This is a genomic window from Chryseobacterium sp. SIMBA_028 (assembly GCF_046535285.1).
In the GTDB taxonomy this organism is placed as follows: Bacteria; Bacteroidota; Bacteroidia; order Flavobacteriales; family Weeksellaceae; genus Chryseobacterium.
Genome location: NZ_JAWRWZ010000013.1, coordinates 146383 through 165450, shown reverse-complemented (window position 1 = coordinate 165450; position 19068 = coordinate 146383). Strand labels below are relative to the sequence as shown.

Genomic DNA, 19068 nt, shown 5'->3' with positions numbered 1-19068 from the left:
AATGATTGTGCTTATTTACCCAATGCAGTGCCTTATTGTGAAGTAAGTTTAATGCAACAAAAACCATAGAATTTCTATGGTTTTTATTTTTTTTATAATTGGATTTGTGTTTTTATCTCACATCCTGTGTGATCATTCCGTTGGAGATTACCGAATAGATACATCCGGAAGTTTTTAGATTCACTGTTATGGTTGCCGGAACCGAACGATAGGCTGTATCGCCATAGGGTTCAGTAATCTTTCCGTTTGAATCCCTTACCGTTCTTCCTTTTACGGTATAGGTCATTGTTGCCGTTCCTGTAAACCCGTTTGAAGGGCTGAAAGTCACAATACCTGTAGCTTTATTGTACGACCATGTTCCCTGCGGAGTTACTTTTTTGCGGTACAAAACCAAATCTGTGTCGCCGCTTTTGGTAAAACTGAATGTTTTGTAGTCAATATTTGTATTACTGGCTACCGGTGGTGTGGTAATACTGATAGGACCCTTGTAAGCAATATCGTTATTGAAAACCGGAATAGATACCGGTTGAAATTTACAGGTAGATGCCACATCATCATTCGTCACGGCCGCATACGGCAGGGTAAGCTTCACATTTCGGATGATATGCTGCTGATAGGCAGCTCCTGTTGCTGCTGCAAAACCAAGTTTTAGAACAGCCGGAACCGTGGCATCCAGCGTTTGGGAAGTGGCAGGTCCTTCCACATCTGAAGTATTGAAATCCGTGGTCTGTGGATTGGCATTTTCAGTATAGGGAACGGAAGTCTTGTAATGGTAATAATTGATGATATTGACAGGCGTACCATTTTGTGTAGTTTGCATATCCACTTTGATATCAAATCCATCCGTTGTAGTGGGACTTGTAAAATGGGGGATGAGGTCAAGATATACCTTTCTGAATTCTCCACCGTTGTTTCTGAGATCAAATACAGAGGAAAGTGTATTGGAAGTAGCCGCATAGCTTCTATCTGTCTGCAGGACTCTACCCACCACCCCTGTATTACTTAAAGTAGAACGTGTAACCAAAACCGGATATCCGGAAAATCCTAATCCTAAACCTGTTGTATTAAGGGCAGCTCCTCTTGCCCCCCTTAAAGTAACATGGCTGGTCGACTGGCCCCAGGTAACACCCGAAATCCCATTGACTCTGGAGTCCCCCTGAAAACGTTTGGATTTAAAATTTCCGAACTCATCCAGCGCAATCCCCAGATAAGCGCCGGATAAACCTGCTTTTCTTTGAGCTGAATAGGTATTCTGAGTTCTGTTATAGGAATATCCAAGTCCTGCACCTGCAGCTCCAATGATAGGGTTTGTTACCGCACCATCATAAAGGAAAAATGATAAACCGTCTCCATAGGTGCCGCTTAGCGGAAGTCCGGTTTTCATATCATATTCAAACTCAACGTGAAGTCCGTTTACTGAAGTAAAAGATCTCCCGTTGATAAACAGTCCTCCAAACTGTCCTGAAGTGTCCGGAGTAAGCTGTACTCCGGTAGCTGTATGTGAGGCATTTCCCTGTATCGTAAGTTCTGATGCTGAAGAAGCATTCATCAGTGAACTTGAATAAGAATAAAACCCATAAATACTAGCCACTTCAAGACTGTCCGTCTGTGCATACATGAAGTTTGTAAGCATCGTGAAAACAAGGCTCATCAGAGATAGCCCTTTAAAATTCTTTTTCATAACCGCTTATTTTACAACAAATACGATGTTGATGAAAGATGCTGAAGTAGCATTTGATAAGACATCATAATTCAGTACACCCGCGCTACTGATGCTGTTTATTTTGAAAACAGAGGCGTCATACCCTGTTACATAATAATACAGATCTCCTGCATTGGGAAAAAACGGAATCGCTGCCGGTGCTGCCGCACTTCTTGCATTCGCTGGTACATTCGAGAACTGGTTCTTGTACAGAGTATACAGATCTTTTGTCTGTCCTGTTCCGGTAGTGGTGGTATCAAAAACTACGCTCGGCATGTAGAAAAATTTAGCTACGTACGGCGAAAGACATACCCAGTCCGGAGTGGCGGGAGTTCCTACGTTCTGGCTGATACATTTTTTGTTGGTATCAAAAATGACCAGTCCTGTAGCGGGAGTTGTAACCGTTGAAACGTTGCTTATTCTTGGAAGAAGAACACCTTTAGAAGTACTTGTAACATCTAATACGGAGCTTGGGTCAGGCGAAGAAGTATTAATGCCTACCTGTGCGGTAATGGTGCAAAAAGCCATTACCAAAATTAAAGTAATAAATTTGTTCATTTCGAAATAATTTTTTTGTGTGTTTTGATCTATTAACAAACTTCGTGCTAATAGGAAATTAATGATTTAATCTAATAATTATGTTTTTTTATTTTTTAAATGATATTTTTTAATATCAAAAGGAAAAGTAATTCCTGGCAGATGTCATTGGAGTTTGTATAAGAAGAATGTTTGTGTTTTTTTTAGGGGTTAGAGGGTTTTTCTATTTTTTCAGGGTATTGTGTTTTTTGAAAATTTGTATTTTTTTGAGTGGTTTTTCAATGCATTATTTTAACTGAATATGTGTTTTTATTTGTAAATATTTAGTTTTATATTTTTTATGGGTTAGTTCAAAAATTTATTTTCTTTTCAGAAATTGAATTCCATGTTTAGATTGATTCAATGCTAAGGATTCTTCTGATTGTTAATTAATATTTTTGTCAAACAGTTGTTTTATTGGTATATTTTAAACAAATGTATATAAAATTGCTTCATAATAATAACTAAATATGCCTGCTATAGGGACTTGATTCACTGTTTGGGGAGTGAGGTGCTTATATATTCAGTATTGATGAATGATTAACGAAGAATAAATTTTTTTTAACAGAGTGTTAAAATTTTGTTAAATTTTAAATGTAATAAAAAAGCACGCTGAAAAGCGTGCTTTTTTATTATAGTGAAGTTGATAATGAATGAATATTAAGCCTCACAAGCTGAACAGGTAACGAAATTAACCATCATTTCTTTGGAGACAGAAGAACTTCTTTGATAATAAAGAGTCTTCACACCTTTTTTCCAAGCCTCAATGTATAGATAGTTTACATCTTTTACCGGCATTGTAGAAGGAATCTGAAGGTTCAGAGACTGAGCCTGATCGATGTACTGTTGTCTTTGTGCTGCCTGGGAAATGATTTCCATTGGGGAGATTTCCTTGAACGTTTTGAATACTGCCTTTTCTTCAGGAGTAAGTTCGTTTAAGTGTTGTACAGAACCGTGGTTCAGCATGATTGTTCTCCATGTTTCCTCATTATCCAGTCCTTTTTCTTTCAATAATTTTGCTAAATACTTATTCTTACGCATAAAGTTTCCTTTAGCAAGACCAGCTTTATAATAGTTAGAAGAGAAAGGCTCAATTCCCGGAGAAGTTTGTCCTAAGATTGCAGAACTTGAAGTAGTAGGAGCAATAGCCATTGTAGTGGTATTTCTTAATCCGTATCCTTTCAATACTTCTGGTTCTCCATAGATGTTGGCAAGCTCTCTTGAAGCCTGCTCAGCCTGTTCTTTGATATGTCTGAATGCTCTGGCATTGAACTGAGTAGCCTCAAAGCTTTCAAACGGGATCATATTTTTCTGTAAATAAGAGTGGTATCCTAAAACACCTAATCCAAGCGCTCTGTGACGCATAGCAAAGGTTCTTGCTCCTTGCAGGTAGTAGTTTCCTTCAGTTTTATCAATAAATTCGGATAATACAGCATCAAGGAAGTATACTGCTAATTTCACGGCATCAGTATCTTTCCACTCATCATACAGCTCAAGGTTCATGGAAGACAGACAGCAGATGAAAGATTCTTCCATAGTAGAGGGAAGCATGATTTCAGAACAAAGGTTACTTGCGTTTACCGTCATTCCTAAATCTTTATAAACCTGAGGCTTATTTCTGTTCACGTTGTCTGTGAAGAAAATATACGGAAGACCTTTTTGCTGACGGCTTTCCAATACTCTTGCCCAAACCTTACGTTTATCCATATCACCATCAATCATATCCTGCATCCAGTAATCGGGTACACATACTCCTGTGAATAGGTTTTGAATTGGGCTACCGATATCTTTAATTGATAAAAATTCTTCAATATCCCCGTGGTCAATATCTAAGTAAGCAGCAAAAGCACCTCTTCTTACGCCACCTTGAGAAACAACATCCATGGCTGTATCGAAAAGCTTCATGAATGAAACTGCTCCTGAAGACTTTCCGTTATCAGTTACAGCCGTTCCTCTGTTTCTTAGTTCTCCAAAATATCCTGAAGTACCACCTCCGATCTTGGTTTGCATGATGACCTCACCCATTTTGTGGGTAATTCCCTCAATGCTGTCCGGAATGTGAGCGTTGAAACATGAGATAGGAAGACCTCTCTCTGTTCCCATATTAGCCCATACAGGAGAAGAGAAACTGATCCAACCTTTAGTGATCATTTCCTTGAATGCCGCCTGAAGTTCTGGCTTGTATAATCTTTTTGCAGCAGCAGTAGTGATTCTGTCGATAGCTCCGTCCACCGTTTCACCTTTCAACAGATATCCTCTGTTCAGCATTTGCTCAGACTCTTCATTGAGCCACCATATATTTGAATTTTGCTCTTCCATAGATGTTATATTTTCGAATTCCGGAATGAGGGTATCACTCCGGAATTTTGTATTTTTATATTATTGGTTGTAAAATTTCTACTTTGTGAGAACCGTTCAGTCCACTTTCATCTCTTAATCTCTGAAATTCCTTAAAAGATGGAACATTCAAAACTTCATGCTGAACTTCTTCATTACGATAGTTTGAATAATGTACAAAAGTAACACCGTCTTCCTTTAGGTAAACCTTGTATTCAAATGTGGATTGATCCAAATTCTTGAAATCATCCAAAAATTTTTGAACATTGGCTTTGTTTGCAGGAACAAATTCAGGGTTTACAGTATAGCTTACGATTACATTAATCATCTTTTATATTGTGCTTATTAAGTCAATTGGGATTTTGTTTTTAAAGTATTATGAATGCTTTCATTCTCATACTATTTGCTTTTACGCTCGCTTCGCTCGCGCCTTTTACATTAAAACAAGTCGTTTGCTGTAATACTCTTATCGTGTTTTGTGTAATCTACAGGTCTTTTTGCAAAGAAATCATCTAATGAATTGGCAAAAACTTCCTCTTCGAACCACACCATTGGTCTGTACTGTTCCGGAGTGATGTTGTATCTTGTTTTCATGTTGATTTTCTTCAAGCTGTCATCTACACGGTACTTCATGAAGTTCAATAGATCTTCTTTAGATACATTGTCGATTTCCCCTAATTCGAAGATCCAGCTAAGGATATCCCCTTCTTTTTCGATAGACTCATCTACAAGCGTATAGATATCTTCAATATCGCTTTCCGTTAAAAGGTCCGGTTGTTCTTCACGGATCTTGTTGATTAGATAGATTCCTGCATTAGCGTGAATCTGCTCATCTACAGAAGTCCATGCGATGATGTTGGAAACATTCTTCATGAATCCTTTAAACCTTGTGAAAGAAAGGATGATGGCAAATTGAGAAAAAAGAGAAACATTTTCTACTAAAATACTGAATAGCAATAATGCTGAAACATATTCTTTAGGAGTTGCAGAGTTGGCATGTTTTAAGGCATTTCCAAGAAACTCGATTCTCCCTTTTACAGCAGGGATTTCAATTACGCTAAGGAATTCATCATTATATCCTAATACCTCTAATAAACGGGAATATGCTTCAGAATGACGGAACTCGCATTCTGCAAAAGTAGATCCTAATCCATTGAACTCCGGTTTTGGAAGGTGGTTGTATAAATTTCCCCAGAATGTCTTTACAGACACCTCGATCTGTGCAATGGCTAAAAGCGCATTTTTTACAGCATGCTTTTCATGTGGTTCCAACTGCGAATGAAAATCCTGAACATCTGCAGTAAAGTCCACTTCCGAATGTACCCAGAACGATTTGTTGATTGCCTCTACAAATTGAAGAACCTCCGGGTATTCAAATGGCTTATAACTTACTCTTTTATCAAAAATTCCCATATTAAATATCTTTATAATTTAAATAATTTAGATCTCTGTGGATAACGTTCAGGAAATACCTAACTTTTTGTTTGTCTGCTTATTGTGAATAAAATTTATTCACGGGGGCAATTCAATATTTCTTGTAAAGAACTAAGTACAAAGTTCGAAAAAAAGAACTGATTTTGAAAGGGGTAAATACTAATAGGCTGACTTTTAGCTGTAAAAGTTTTCCACATTTACATGAAACAGGCACGGATAATAGCTTAGACAGGTATACGGGGGATAAATAGATGGAAAACTTGAGTTACAGTTAAACAGTTTTATGTAATTTGTTTTAAACAAAGGATTAATCAATTAAACAAAAAAATATTTGAATAAATTTTCAATCTTGTAACAATTTGAAAATATCATCTACTTATTGGGTATAAAACATACATCACTTAATGTTAGTAATTCAGGATTTACACAAGTCATACGATACAGGAAAAAGCAAGCTTCATGTTCTGAAAGGAATTAATCTGAATATTTCAGAGGGCGAGTTTGTTTCTATCATGGGAAGTTCCGGTTCCGGAAAGTCCACTCTTCTTAATATTATTGGTATTCTGGATGAAAAAGATTCAGGAACCTATGAATTGGATGGTGTTCCTATAGAACATCTGTCTGAGGTAAAAGCCGCTGAATACAGAAGTAAGTTTTTAGGGTTTATTTTTCAGTCTTTTAACCTGATCAGCTATAAGACGGCTTTAGAAAACGTAGCACTTCCTTTATACTATCAAAATGTACCGAGAAAAGAGCGAAATCAGAAAGCGATGGAGTATCTGGAAAAAGTAGGACTTGCACAATGGGCGAATCATCTTCCCAGTGAACTTTCCGGAGGACAGAAACAGAGAGTAGCTATTGCAAGAGCTTTGATTACCAATCCTAAGGTAGTATTGGCAGATGAACCTACCGGTGCACTGGATTCCAAAACGACGCATGATATTATGAAGCTTCTTCAGGATATTAACAATGAGGGAAAAACAATCATTGTTGTAACCCACGAACCTGATGTGGCAGCACAAACCAAAAGGAATGTAGTACTGAAAGACGGTATCATTGAAAGTGATGAGTTTATTAAGCAGATTGTGCTGTAGATTAATTTTAGAATCTGAAAATGAGATAATTTGAAAATTGAAAAGCAGATTCGCTGAACAATTTTTTCAATCTTTTAATATCAAAAAAAATGTTTGACCTAGATCGTTGGCAGGAAATATTCAGTTCTATCCGTAGTAATGTACTTCGGACGGTGCTTTCAGGATTTACAGTGGCTTTAGGGCTGTTTATCTTCATTGTACTTTTTGGAATTGGAAAAGGACTCCAAAATGCCTTTTCGGAAGGATTCTCCGGAGATGCGAAAAACCTGATTACTATTTCTACCGGAAAGACAACATTGGCTTATAGAGGACTGCAATCTGAGCGAAATGTTACCATGAATAATGAGGATTACGACTTTCTAATCAATACAGAGAAAAAAAATGTTGGAGCTTCCAGTCCCAGATATAATGCAAGTTTAATGGTGAAATACGGGAAAGAAAGCGGAATCTATCAGATACATGGTGCTGAACCCGGAGAACAGGTGATAGAAAACAGAAAAATGATAGATGGCCGCTATATCACCCCAAGAGATTTGAACGGAAAGCAGAATGTTGCCGTGATTGGTAGAATGGTCCAGAGGGATTTAATTAAAAATGGAAGCCCTATAGGAAAAGATCTGGATATCAATGGAACCATGTTTAAGGTTATCGGAGTATTTTCAGATGATGGAGGAGACTGGGATGAAAGACATATTACAGTTCCAATAACCACCTTGCAGCAAATGAAAAAAGGATCTGATACCGTAAATATAGCCTACATCTCCTATAGTGACAAACTTACCCCAGAGGAAGCAATCAAATATGGGGATGAATTAAAAGATAAATTGAAATCGAGGAAAAATGTCTCTCCTGACGATGAAAATGGGGTCCGTATCTGGAACAATGCCAAAAACATGAATGATACCTTTACCTTTATGGCCGTTCTTACAGCTATTGTTGGGTTTATTGGTATGGGAACCCTATTGGCAGGAATTATCGGGATCAGTAACATCATGGTGTATATTGTAAAAGAAAGAACTAAAGAAATAGGAGTACGAAAAGCCATTGGGGCAAAACCAAAAGGAATTGTTGCTTTAATTGTTCAGGAAAGCGTAGTCATTACAGTAGTTTCGGGATTTGTCGGAGTTGGAGTAGGGGTGCTGACCCTAAGTCTTATTGGAGACAGCCTGGAGGAATTTTTCATAAAAAGTCCAAGCGTTGGGTGGGCAACCATCTTTACAGCATTCATTGCATTGGTCTTTTCAGGATTGATTGCAGGATTTGTTCCGGCATACAGAGCATCAAGAATTAAACCAATTGAAGCATTGAGAACAGAGTAATATATTGAAAGCGTAAAAGATAAAAAGCTCTGAAATAAGAAATATTAAATGAGTCATTCATAACTCACAGTTTATAATTTATAATTCAAAAAGGTGAATATCATATTTAAAATAGATACTTGGCAGGAGATTTATTATTCATTGAGGAATAATAAGCTTCGTACATTTCTTACCATGATTGGAGTAGGATGGGGGATGTTTTTGTATGTGAGCCTTCTTGGGGCAGCAAAGGGAATGGAGAATGGTTTTGATAAATTATTTTCAGGTTTTGCTACCAATTCCATTTTCTTGTGGGCGCAAAAAACCTCTATTCCCTATGAGGGATTTCCTAAGGGAAGAGAGGTCCATTTGAATCTATCCGATATGGAAATGCTGAAAAGAAAAGTGACAGCCGTAGATTATATTTCTCCTCAGAATGCAAGAGGCAGCTTTACGGGGACCCCTGGAGAATCAATGTCCAGAAACGGTAAAAGTGCTACCTATTCTCTTACAGGAGACTACTCCGTAGGAAATAAAATTTCAGAAAAGAAACTTATTTTCGGACGCTATATCAATGATGCAGACGTCTCTGGAAATAAAAATGTAGTAGTAATTGGAGAAGAAATCTATAAGAACTTTTTCGATTCCAAGAAAAAAGAAAACCCAATCGGAAAATCTATTAATATAAAAGGGCTTTTCTTTAATGTAATTGGAGTTTTCAGAGTGAAAAAAGGAGGTGGTTTTGAGAATGACCAGACAGCCTTTATTCCATTATCCACTTACACTAAAATGTATAACGCAGGAGATCAGATAGACATGTTTGCTATTGTAAGTAAGCCCAATGCCAACGTTAATTCAGTAGAAGAGGATGTAAAGCGGGTGTTGAAAACTAAAAATAAAGTTTCTCCGGAAGATACCAATGCGTTTGGAAGCTTTAACCTGGGAAAAGAGTTTAAAAAACTGACAGGTTTCCTTACAGGGATGCAGCTTTTAACCATTATTGTAGGAACACTCACGATTCTTGCAGGCGTCATTGCTATTTCAAATATCCTGCTGATTACCGTGAAAGAAAGAACCAAGGAAATTGGGATCAGAAGAGCCCTTGGAGCAAAACCAGCAGAAGTAAGAAATCAAATATTGCTGGAAAGTGTTGTTATTACCCTCTCTTCAGGATTGCTAGGTTTCCTCTTTGGGATCTTTGTACTAATGGTGCTGAATGCCATTACACAAGGACAGGATGCATTTCCTTTTTATAACCCTACGGTAAACTATGGCAACGTGTTCGCAGCAATGGCCGTTATGGTGATTTTAGGATTAATTATCGGGATGATTCCGGCACAAAGAGCCGTGAAGATTAGGCCGATTGAAGCATTAAGAACAGAATAATCTTGTCATTTTTAAATCATTCAATCTTTTAATAAAAAATAAACTATACATATGAAAAAGAAATTCACTTGGAAAAAAGCCATTTATATAGTGTTGGGGCTTTTATTTGCAGTGGCATTGTTCTCAGGGATTGGCTATCTTGTAAAATCAAATTCTAAAGAAAGCGAATCCTTCCTTACCCGTAAACCCAGCGTTCAGAACATGGATGATAAGGTGATGGCTACTGGAAAAATTGTTCCAAAGGAAGAAATTGAAATTAAACCCAATATTACAGGGATTATTGATAAGATCTTAGTAAAAGAAGGAGATAAGGTAGAAGTAGGTCAGCTGATTGCTACCATCAGAATTGTACCAAGTATCTCCGAAGTGAATGCTGCTCAGCAAGAAGTTCAGAATGCTCAGCTTCAGATCAATAATTCACAACTGAATGTTGCGAATATGCAAAAACAGTTTGAAATGCAGGATAAGCTTTTCAAGCAAGGGGTAGCTTCCAGACAGGAATATCTTAACTCTCAGCAGCAGTTATATTCTCAGCAGCAATCTCTTAAAAATGCTCAGCAACAATTAAATACAGCTCAGAAAAGACTACAGATTGCCAAGACAGGAGCAACACCTGAACTTCAAGGACAAGGTTTGGCAACGACACAAATTCGTTCCAAGGCTTCAGGAACCGTACTTGAGGTACCTGTAAAAGTAGGTAGCCAGGTAATTGAAGCCAATAACTTCAATGCAGGAACCACAATATGTTCCGTAGCTGATCTGAACTCTTTGATCTTTAAAGGAGAAATTGATGAAGCTCAGGCCGGAAAATTAAGCCAGGGTATGGATATGAATATTGTGATCGGAGCATTACAAAACAAAACTTTCCCGGGAAAACTGACGATGATCGCTCCTAAAGGAAAAGACAATGCAGGAACCATTAAATTCCCTGTAGAAGGAAACGTAGATAATCCTAATAACGAATATATCAGAGCCGGTTTCTCAGCAAACGGGGAGATTGTATTAAGCTCTCAAAAGAATGCCTTATTACTGGACGAGTCCTTGGTTCAGTATGAAAAGAAGCAAGGGAAAGATGTTCCATTTATAGAAGTAAAACAAACAGATGGAAAATTCAAAAAAGTATATGTAAAATTAGGTGCCAGCGATGGTATTAATGTTCAGATTCTTCCGGGATCTAATATTACAAAAGATTCTGAAGTGAAAGTTTGGAATCCGTCAGATAAAGACAAAGAGGAATTAAAAGAAAAATCAAAAGCCAAATAATAAACTGATAGTATAAACTATTTAACTGTTAGATCCCGAAGGAATTTTTCTTCGGGATTTTTATTTGAAAATGTAGAAATCCCTCTCATTTGTAACCTCGAAAATGAAGATCTGGTAAAAGTGGTTTAACAAAAATATGGTGAGATGTAATAAATATGAATATTAAAACATAATCGGCGAAACCAAAAGTGAAAAAATATGACTATGCCTGCCGGATATTCAACTGAAAAATTCAAACATTTTAAAGAATGTTTAAAGGCTATTTAAACCAAATTAAAAATGCACTCATTTGAGTGCATTTTTAATTTATCAATTTCCGTAATGTGATAATGAAGAATTAATTTGTTTTTACAACCGTGATAAAAAATCACGTCAAATAGAATTAATTATTATATTTACAATCAAACAAAAAAACAAATGCTTATGAAGAAAAATTTAGTCTATGGACTTCTACTGTTAAGCACGCTTACTGTATCCCTTAATTCATGTAGGACAGATGAGATGTTAACAGGCACAGAACAAACACAAAAGGAGAAAATTGCCTTTTTTGAACGCTTTGAAAAGGAAAAGAGTCTTTCCAAAAATGCAGGTTCCAGTAATTACGCAATACCCTTTGGAAACTCAATGTTGGCTTACTTTGATAAATATCCCGAAAAGAAAACCGAACTTGAAAACAAGTATGGAACAGTGGATCTAAAGGTTTCCTCACAGGATATTGGAGGAGATGAGGGAGATGATAGAAAACTTTTATTTTTCCCTATGCTAAAGGACGGAAAGGTAACGGCTGTAATAGCTGGAGTGATAAATGCAGAAAGAGACTATCTCTATTTTGATGTTCACCAAAACACTCATTCTGATGTTGTTTACCTAATTAATAAATTTCAAAACTACTACGATACCAAGACAGTATCCCGAAATAGCAATGATCCCATTGATGTGGGGGAAGTTATCATTATTGTAACCAGACCAATAAAACTAACGATGTATGACGTATGGAGTGGAGGTGGAGGTATTGGTAGCGGAGGACACGATATGGGAGGCGGAAACGGAGATTTTTCCGACGGTGGTGGTGGAGGAAGTGGAAACAACCCGAATACACCCAATACTACAAATCCTTGTGAAAAAATGAAAGCAGAAAATCAGAGCAAAGCTTTCAAAGATAAGGTTGCAGATATTGACAAGAAAGAAAAGTTTGATAAGGATAAGGAATCTGGTTTTGTTGCTGCATACGGGCCAAATACAAATTATGAACCTTTAGCAAATAATAATGATAACCTAAAAATGCCAGAGGGAAATAAGTACTTTGGATTTATGCATGCTCATTTGGATAGTAAAGATGGTATTGTTAAAATTTTTTCACCTGCTGACATTTTCACTTTCCTCACAACTTGTGTAAGAAATGCTGAATCTAAGGGATCAATGTCAGATGCATATGCAATGGTTATTACCTCCCAAGGGAATTACATTTTGAAGTATTCCGGTGATGGAAGTTTTGGTGTTGGACCGGGAACACGTGCTAGCTGGCAATCTTCTTATGAAAAAATATTTTCAGGCCTTACAGAGAGTCAACTTTTAGACCCTAATATAATTGAAAAAGAATTTACAAAGTTTATGGATGAAAAAGTGAAAATTGATGGATTAGAGGTATATAAAAGTGATAAAACAACAGGTAATACCACTAAATTAAAATACGATAAGGCTACAAATAAAGTAGTTCCAACCCCTTGTTAATGACTAAACATTTAAAAATCATGAAGAATAAATTTTTAATTATACTTTTTTTTGTTGCTACTTTTTGTAATGCACAACAAATTTACTCACTCCGACCAGCAGAAAGCTCTTTACCGGAAGGATCATATCAAAAGGATACCAATAATGAGTTGCCAGAATATGAGGGGACTTGGAAAGGGACTTGGGATAACAAAACTGTTTTCGTTACATTCAAGAAATTGACAAATCAATACGATATAGATTTAAAGTATTATAAAGATTACTTAATTGGAAAATTCAAAGTTATTGATGGTAACGGCAGTGTGCTTTTTGATAACTCAACTGCCACTGATGCCGGTGCAAAAATAACGGGACACAGTTTCAGAAGATACAATGATAGATATTTATTATCTTATATTGATTATGATTTATGTAATACAAATGCAAACATAGCGATAAAGTTTACAGATTCCTCCAAAACACAACTAATTTGGAAACTTACTTATGGAAGTAACATGATAACAATCGAATGTCCATATTATAATACTCAAGTTCCTGAAGCTTTGCCCAAGGATATTATTCTAACAAAACAATAATTAATTTTAAATATATAAAAAAGCGTTCAATTAGAGCGCTTTTTTATGCAGTTAGCTTATAGATCATATTATCTTCATATGCTGAACTAGAATTAACACGATTTGTTGTTATTTTTACTGTTTCACTAGCAAAAGGGCTACAGCCGTAATTGTTATTATGTAGCTAATTGAATAATTCAACAATTTGGCTTTTATTACTGGTGAAGTAAAAATAAGGGCGATTTTCAATTGTTCTAATAATATTAAGATAATCAGATAACTTCCACTATCTACATGCTTATAATTTTTTACATCTGTAGAAAGATAAGGTGAATCAACAATAAAAACTACATTATCTAAGTTTTTATATATTTCAAAAAGCACCTTATAAAAATGTCTTAATTTTAATATCAAAATATAACCATGAAGAAAAGCTATCTGATTCTGTTTCTCTTTATTATCGCAAAATTTGTTCTCCAGTATTCATTAATAAATCCGGAGTATGAATTACACAGGGATGAATATCTGCATCTGGATCAGGGAAATCATCTTGATTGGGGATATCTTTCTGTCCCATCTGTCAACTCACTATTTGCCTGGCTGATTAAAATATTAGGTAATTCTGTATTTTGGGTGAAATTTTTTCCGTCACTCTTTGGTGCGTTAACAATAGCCGTTGTTTGGAAAACCATTGAAGAGCTAGACGGTAATTTTTTTGCAAAGATCCTTGGTTCTCTGGGAATATTGCTTTCAGTTCTTCTTCGTGTAAATATGCTGTTTCAGCCAACATCTCTGGAGATTCTTTTGTGGACGTTTCTTTATTACTCGCTGATAAAATATATTAATTCAGAAAAAGTAAGCTGGCTTTACATTGGAGCAGTAGCTTTCGGAATTGGGTTTTTAAATAAATATAACATTGCTTTTTTGGTTTTAGGGCTTATCCCTGCGTTATTACTTACCAGACAAAGAAAAATCTTTACACAACCCCATCTTTATTGGGCAGGACTTTTAGCCTTAATCATTATTTTCCCTAATCTTCTCTGGCAGTATCAAAACAAATTTCCTGTCATCCATCATATGAAAGAGTTGGCCGAAAGACAGCTAGTGAATGTAAACAGGATTGATTTTCTCAAATCCCAGATTTTATTCTTTATTGGATCTATTGTTGTTGTTATTGCAGGCTGGGGTTCATTGCTATTGTACAAACCTTTCGAGAAATTCAGATTGTTTTTCTGGAGTTATATTATTACCATAGCATTGTTCTTATTCTTTAAGGCAAAAGATTACTATGCTATAGGATTGTATCCAGTTTATATAGTATTTGGTTCCGTTTTTCTGGCTTACTTTCTGGAGGATGGATGGCGAAGATTTCTAAAGCCGGTTTGTATACTCATTCCCGTGTTATTATTTCTTCCTCTGTATAATGTTGCCTTTCCCAATAAAAGTCCGGAGTATATCATAAATCATCAGGAAGAGTATAGAAAATTAGGATTGCTGCGTTGGGAAGACGGAAAAGAACATTCTTTGCCACAGGATTTTGCTGATATGCAGGGCTGGGGAGAATTGGCTCAAAAAGTAGATAGAGAATATTCCAAACTATCTCTGTCAGGGCATACTTTGGTTCTATGTGATAACTATGGGCAGGCGGGGGCTATTAATTATTATTCGAAAAAAGGAGTGCGGGCAGTGTCATTCAATGCCGATTATATCAATTGGTTTGATTTGAGTAAAAAATATGAAAACCTTATTCGGGTTAAGGAATATTCAGAAAATGAAGATGAACTTAAAGAAACAGGACCTTACTTTCAAAATTCCCGGCTTATTGGTTCCATAACAAACCCTTTTTCCCGTGAGAAAAGAACGATGATTTTTAGTTTTAAAGGAACAAAAATAGACATAAGGATGAGAATTAAGAATGAAATTGATGCCATTAAAAAAGAATACGAAAGATAAAATCAGTATTTCTCGCTTAATGATTATTAAAAAAAACAAAATGCAACACTATTGCAATATTAGAATTTATTTTAACTTTGCATTGATTAAATAATTAAACAATGCAAAATAAAACCTTTGATGTCATTATAATAGGAGGAAGCTATGCCGGATTATCTGCAGGAATGGCTTTAGGAAGATCTTTAAGAAATGTTTTAATCATAGATAGCGGAAAGCCTTGTAACAGGCAGACTCCACATTCTCATAACTTTATTACCCATGATGGAATTCCTCCCAAAGAAATTAGCAGTTTGGCAAGAAAGGATGTGGAAAAATACACCACAGTGCAATTTCACGAGGGAATTGCCGCACAGGTATTGAAGAAGAATAGCTTTGAGGTTGAAACATTATCCAGTGAAATATTTTATGCTAAAAAAATTATTCTGGCTTCCGGAGTAAAAGATGTTATGCCGGATATTCCCGGATTTAAAGATTGCTGGGGAGTTTCTGTATTGCACTGTCCATACTGTCATGGCTACGAAGTAAGAAACGAAGTAACAGGAATTCTTTCCGATGGCGATCTAGCGTATGACTTTTCAAAACTCATTTTTAATCTGACAAAAAGCCTGACTTTGTTTACGAATGGAAAATCTATTCTTACCAAACAACAGATTGAAAAATTAAAACAAAACGAGATTAATTTAAATGAAGAAGAAATTGAAGGAATTGAGCATGATAACGGGTGCATTCAAAAAATAATTTTTAAAAATGGAAGCTCTGCCTTGTTAAAAGCGCTGTATGCAAAAATTCCTTTTGAACAGAATATCAATATCACGGAAAGCTTAGGATGTGAATTAACGGAACAAGGATTTATTAAAGTGGATGCTATGCAGAAAACATCGGTTCCGGGAGTTTTTGCCTGTGGAGATAATGTTACCATGATGAGGTCTGTAGCCAATGCTGTAGCACAAGGGAATTTCGCTGGTGCTGTTGTAAATAAAGAATTATCTGAAGAAGAATTTTAAAAGATAGATTTTTTAAGATAAATTTTGTGATGATAATTTATTATCGTAATATTGCGATATACTTTTGAATAATGGGAGCTACAAAAACAGATTTTTTTACAGAAGAACAAAATAGGATGGCACTTATTGCAAAAGCATTGGGCCATCCTGCCAGAATTGCAATTATCGAATACTTGCTTAAGGTAAACGAATGTATTTGTGGTGATATCGTTAATGAGCTACCGCTGGCACAGCCTACAGTCTCTCAACATCTGAAAGAACTGAAAAACGCAGGTCTTATCAAAGGCAATATTGAAGGAAATTCAATCTGCTACTGTATTAACGAAAAAGTTTTCGAAAGCTTAAATCTATATTTTTCAAATATTATTTCGACAGTCAAGAAACAAAACTGCTGTTAAATTTTTTTTGAAAATCTATATCGTAATATTGCATTATAACAATTTAAAATTTTAAATTATGAAATTATCAGAAATAAAAAACATCTTACCGGAATTGGAGAATGTAGAATTTCAGTTAGAAAACGGAACATTTGTTCCTGAACATTTTCATGTAACAGAAATAGGAATGGTTACCAAAAATTTTATTGATTGTGGGGGAGTGATCAGAAAAGAAGAAAAAGTAAACTTTCAACTTTGGAATGCTGATGACTATGAACATCGTTTAAAACCAGGAAAACTTCTGCATATCATCCATCTTTCAGAAGAGAAGTTAGGAATTGGTGATTTTGAAATTGAAGTAGAATATCAGGACTCAACAATTGGAAAATACGATTTGGAGTTTAATGGAAAGCATTTTATTTTAAAAAATAAATTAACCGCTTGTCTTGCTCAGGATGCTTGCGGAATTCCACCACAGAAACAAAAGATAAATCTGAATGAACTGACAGGAAATCAAAATACATCTTGTACGCCCGGAAGTGGCTGCTGTTAATATTAATTTTTTATAATATTAAAAAGATGAATCCTAAGTTATCAGTATATATAGAAGAAGTTCTTTCTCAAAAGATCAGTGAGGAAAGAAAAAAGGTGTTACAACCATTGATCGATTTTATACAGGAAAAAGTAAAAAATCAAAAGTCTGTAAATATTAACTTTATCTGTACTCACAACTCGAGAAGAAGTCACCTAGCCCAAATTTGGGCACAAACGGCATCGGATTATTTTAAAATATCTAATATTTATTGTTATTCGGGAGGAACAGAAACAACGGCCTTATTTCCAAAAATTGCAGATACCTTGATAAATGCAGGTTTCAATATTTGGAAATTAAATGAAGGTGATAATCCAATATATTGCATAAAATATTCTCAGAATGCTTTGCCTGTTATTGGATTTTCTAAGAAATATGATGATGTTTTTAATCCGGATACTGGTTTTGCTGCAGTCATGACCTGTTCGCAAGCAGATGGAGGCTGTCCATTCATCGCAGGAGCAGAGAGGCGTATTGCAATTACGTATGAAGATCCCAAAGTTTCAGATGATACCCCAAAACAAAAAGAAATTTACGAGGAAAGAAGCCTGGAAATTGGTGTTGAAATGTTTTATGTTTTTTCCAAAATCAATCGTTAACAATGAATATTCAATTAAAATTTCTTGATAGATATTTGACCCTTTGGATTTTTATGTCAATGATAATCGGAATAGGATTAGGATGTTTTTTTCCTAATATTTCTGTAACGATAAACTCATTATCATCCGGTACAACCAATATACCCCTAGCTATCGGCCTTATTCTAATGATGTATCCGCCGTTGGCAAAAGTAGATTATTCTTTATTACCACAAGTTTTTAAGGATACAAAAGTCATATCTATCTCTTTATTATTAAACTGGGTAGTTGGGCCGATATTAATGTTTGTGCTGGCAATTATTTTTCTAAAAAATGAACCGGACTTTATGATAGGGTTGATCTTGATAGGTTTGGCAAGGTGCATTGCCATGGTTATTGTCTGGAATGATCTGGCGAAAGGAAATAGGGAATATGCGGCATTGCTGATAGCTTTAAACAGCGTTTTTCAAATCGTATCTTATAGCTTTCTGGTTTGGCTGTTTATTAATATTCTTCCCCAGAAATTAGGTCTTGGAGATTTTAATATTTCTGTACCCATTCAGGATGTTACTGAAAGTGTTTTTATTTATCTGGGAATTCCTTTTTTGGCAGGCTTTCTATCCCGTTATCTTCTGATAAAATCAAAAGGAAAAGAATGGTATAACCGAAAATTCATTCCTATGATTTCACCGGTTACATTATATGCATTGTTATTTACCATTATTTTAATGTTTAGCTTAAAAGGGGATAAAATATTGGAACTGCCCATGGATGTTGTGAAAGTTGCAATTCCCCTGATTATCTATTTTGTATTGATGTTTTTTATTAGTTTTTTGATCAATAAACTCATGAAAGTTCCATATGATAAAAATGTTTCAATTGCTTTTACTGCCACTGGAAATAATTTTGAGTTGGCTATTGCGGTAAGTATTGCCGTTTTCGGGATTCATTCATCTCAGGCTTTTGTAGGAGTAATCGGCCCTTTGGTGGAAGTTCCAGTATTAATTTTATTGGTAAAAGCGAGTTTATATTTAAAAAAAAGATATCAATTGAAATAAAAGAACTCAATAATTATAACTAAAATAATGAATGATATTTAAAATTTCGCACCAAAAATCATACTTTTTGATATCAAAATCTCAACGAAAATTCCGTACATTTGGGGTGAAAAATTTCAAAAACTAAAAGT

17 protein-coding genes are annotated in these 19068 nt (G+C 35.5%); 12 read left to right on the top strand and 5 right to left on the bottom strand.

The window, feature by feature from the left end:
- Nucleotides 1–112: 112 nt before the first annotated feature.
- From SCA31_RS17955 to SCA31_RS17935, 5 genes are all read right to left on the bottom strand, one after another.
- Nucleotides 113–1681, bottom strand: coding sequence for a hypothetical protein (locus SCA31_RS17955; RefSeq protein ID WP_410698390.1), 1569 nt, complete (start codon nt 1679–1681; stop codon nt 113–115).
- A gap of 6 nt (nt 1682–1687) precedes the next feature.
- Entirely contained in the window at nt 1688–2260 is a 573-nt protein-coding gene (locus tag SCA31_RS17950) for a hypothetical protein (RefSeq protein ID WP_410698389.1), read from the bottom strand.
- A 678-nt stretch (nt 2261–2938) separates the two neighbouring features.
- Nucleotides 2939–4597 (bottom strand): ribonucleoside-diphosphate reductase subunit alpha, encoded by a 1659-nt coding sequence (locus SCA31_RS17945; protein ID WP_410698387.1) that lies wholly within the window; start codon nt 4595–4597, stop codon nt 2939–2941.
- 55 nt (nt 4598–4652) lie between these two features.
- Nucleotides 4653–4943: a hypothetical protein gene (locus tag SCA31_RS17940; protein WP_410698385.1), complete on the bottom strand. Its 291-nt coding sequence runs from the start codon at nt 4941–4943 to the stop codon at nt 4653–4655.
- Between the two features lie 110 nt (nt 4944–5053).
- Nucleotides 5054–6028, bottom strand: a complete 975-nt coding sequence (locus SCA31_RS17935) for a ribonucleotide-diphosphate reductase subunit beta (protein WP_410698383.1) — start codon at nt 6026–6028, stop codon at nt 5054–5056.
- A gap of 425 nt (nt 6029–6453) precedes the next feature.
- Here SCA31_RS17935 and SCA31_RS17930 point away from each other — a divergent pair, with 425 nt between their 5' ends.
- From SCA31_RS17930 to arsB, 12 genes are all read left to right on the top strand, one after another.
- A complete protein-coding gene (locus SCA31_RS17930) occupies nt 6454–7143 on the top strand; it encodes an ABC transporter ATP-binding protein (RefSeq protein ID WP_332561700.1) in 690 nt (229 codons plus the stop codon).
- A gap of 89 nt (nt 7144–7232) precedes the next feature.
- On the top strand, nt 7233–8462 hold the full coding sequence (locus SCA31_RS17925; RefSeq protein ID WP_410698381.1) for an ABC transporter permease: 1230 nt from the start codon (nt 7233–7235) through the stop codon (nt 8460–8462).
- Between the two features lie 93 nt (nt 8463–8555).
- Nucleotides 8556–9827, top strand: a complete 1272-nt coding sequence (locus tag SCA31_RS17920) for an ABC transporter permease (protein ID WP_410698379.1) — start codon at nt 8556–8558, stop codon at nt 9825–9827.
- A 51-nt stretch (nt 9828–9878) separates the two neighbouring features.
- Nucleotides 9879–11090, top strand: a complete 1212-nt coding sequence (locus SCA31_RS17915) for an efflux RND transporter periplasmic adaptor subunit (RefSeq protein WP_410698377.1) — start codon at nt 9879–9881, stop codon at nt 11088–11090.
- Between the two features lie 423 nt (nt 11091–11513).
- Nucleotides 11514–12821: a hypothetical protein gene (locus tag SCA31_RS17910; RefSeq protein WP_410698375.1), complete on the top strand. Its 1308-nt coding sequence runs from the start codon at nt 11514–11516 to the stop codon at nt 12819–12821.
- Between the two features lie 20 nt (nt 12822–12841).
- On the top strand, nt 12842–13396 hold the full coding sequence (locus SCA31_RS17905) for a DUF6705 family protein (protein WP_410698374.1): 555 nt from the start codon (nt 12842–12844) through the stop codon (nt 13394–13396).
- Between the two features lie 402 nt (nt 13397–13798).
- The gene (locus SCA31_RS17900) at nt 13799–15328 is read left to right on the top strand and encodes a glycosyltransferase family 39 protein (RefSeq protein ID WP_410698372.1); all 1530 of its coding nucleotides are present in this window, start codon (nt 13799–13801) and stop codon (nt 15326–15328) included.
- Between the two features lie 101 nt (nt 15329–15429).
- Nucleotides 15430–16332, top strand: coding sequence for an NAD(P)/FAD-dependent oxidoreductase (locus tag SCA31_RS17895; RefSeq protein ID WP_410698370.1), 903 nt, complete (start codon nt 15430–15432; stop codon nt 16330–16332).
- A 71-nt stretch (nt 16333–16403) separates the two neighbouring features.
- Entirely contained in the window at nt 16404–16730 is a 327-nt protein-coding gene (locus SCA31_RS17890; RefSeq protein ID WP_106914889.1) for an ArsR/SmtB family transcription factor, read from the top strand.
- 58 nt (nt 16731–16788) lie between these two features.
- On the top strand, nt 16789–17262 hold the full coding sequence (locus SCA31_RS17885; protein ID WP_410698368.1) for a DUF6428 family protein: 474 nt from the start codon (nt 16789–16791) through the stop codon (nt 17260–17262).
- Between the two features lie 26 nt (nt 17263–17288).
- Nucleotides 17289–17900 carry a low molecular weight phosphatase family protein gene (locus SCA31_RS17880; protein ID WP_410698366.1) on the top strand — a complete coding sequence of 204 codons (612 nt, stop codon included), beginning with the start codon at nt 17289–17291 and terminating at the stop codon, nt 17898–17900.
- Nucleotides 17901–17902: 2 nt separating this feature from the next.
- Entirely contained in the window at nt 17903–18937 is a 1035-nt protein-coding gene (gene arsB / locus SCA31_RS17875; RefSeq protein WP_410698364.1) for an ACR3 family arsenite efflux transporter, read from the top strand.
- Nucleotides 18938–19068: the final 131 nt, after the last annotated feature.

Coding starts and splice junctions, on each gene's coding strand:
- SCA31_RS17890 (WP_106914889.1), top strand. CDS start 16,404: ATGGGAGCTACAAAAACAGATTTTTTTACAGAAGAACAAAATAGGATG.
- arsB (WP_410698364.1), top strand. CDS start 17,903: ATGAATATTCAATTAAAATTTCTTGATAGATATTTGACCCTTTGGATT.
- SCA31_RS17915 (WP_410698377.1), top strand. CDS start 9,879: ATGAAAAAGAAATTCACTTGGAAAAAAGCCATTTATATAGTGTTGGGG.
- SCA31_RS17955 (WP_410698390.1), bottom strand. CDS start 1,681: ATGAAAAAGAATTTTAAAGGGCTATCTCTGATGAGCCTTGTTTTCACG.
- SCA31_RS17945 (WP_410698387.1), bottom strand. CDS start 4,597: ATGGAAGAGCAAAATTCAAATATATGGTGGCTCAATGAAGAGTCTGAG.
- SCA31_RS17940 (WP_410698385.1), bottom strand. CDS start 4,943: ATGATTAATGTAATCGTAAGCTATACTGTAAACCCTGAATTTGTTCCT.
- SCA31_RS17930 (WP_332561700.1), top strand. CDS start 6,454: ATGTTAGTAATTCAGGATTTACACAAGTCATACGATACAGGAAAAAGC.
- SCA31_RS17885 (WP_410698368.1), top strand. CDS start 16,789: ATGAAATTATCAGAAATAAAAAACATCTTACCGGAATTGGAGAATGTA.
- SCA31_RS17925 (WP_410698381.1), top strand. CDS start 7,233: ATGTTTGACCTAGATCGTTGGCAGGAAATATTCAGTTCTATCCGTAGT.
- SCA31_RS17935 (WP_410698383.1), bottom strand. CDS start 6,028: ATGGGAATTTTTGATAAAAGAGTAAGTTATAAGCCATTTGAATACCCG.
- SCA31_RS17910 (WP_410698375.1), top strand. CDS start 11,514: ATGAAGAAAAATTTAGTCTATGGACTTCTACTGTTAAGCACGCTTACT.
- SCA31_RS17880 (WP_410698366.1), top strand. CDS start 17,289: ATGAATCCTAAGTTATCAGTATATATAGAAGAAGTTCTTTCTCAAAAG.
- SCA31_RS17905 (WP_410698374.1), top strand. CDS start 12,842: ATGAAGAATAAATTTTTAATTATACTTTTTTTTGTTGCTACTTTTTGT.
- SCA31_RS17950 (WP_410698389.1), bottom strand. CDS start 2,260: ATGAACAAATTTATTACTTTAATTTTGGTAATGGCTTTTTGCACCATT.
- SCA31_RS17895 (WP_410698370.1), top strand. CDS start 15,430: ATGCAAAATAAAACCTTTGATGTCATTATAATAGGAGGAAGCTATGCC.
- SCA31_RS17900 (WP_410698372.1), top strand. CDS start 13,799: ATGAAGAAAAGCTATCTGATTCTGTTTCTCTTTATTATCGCAAAATTT.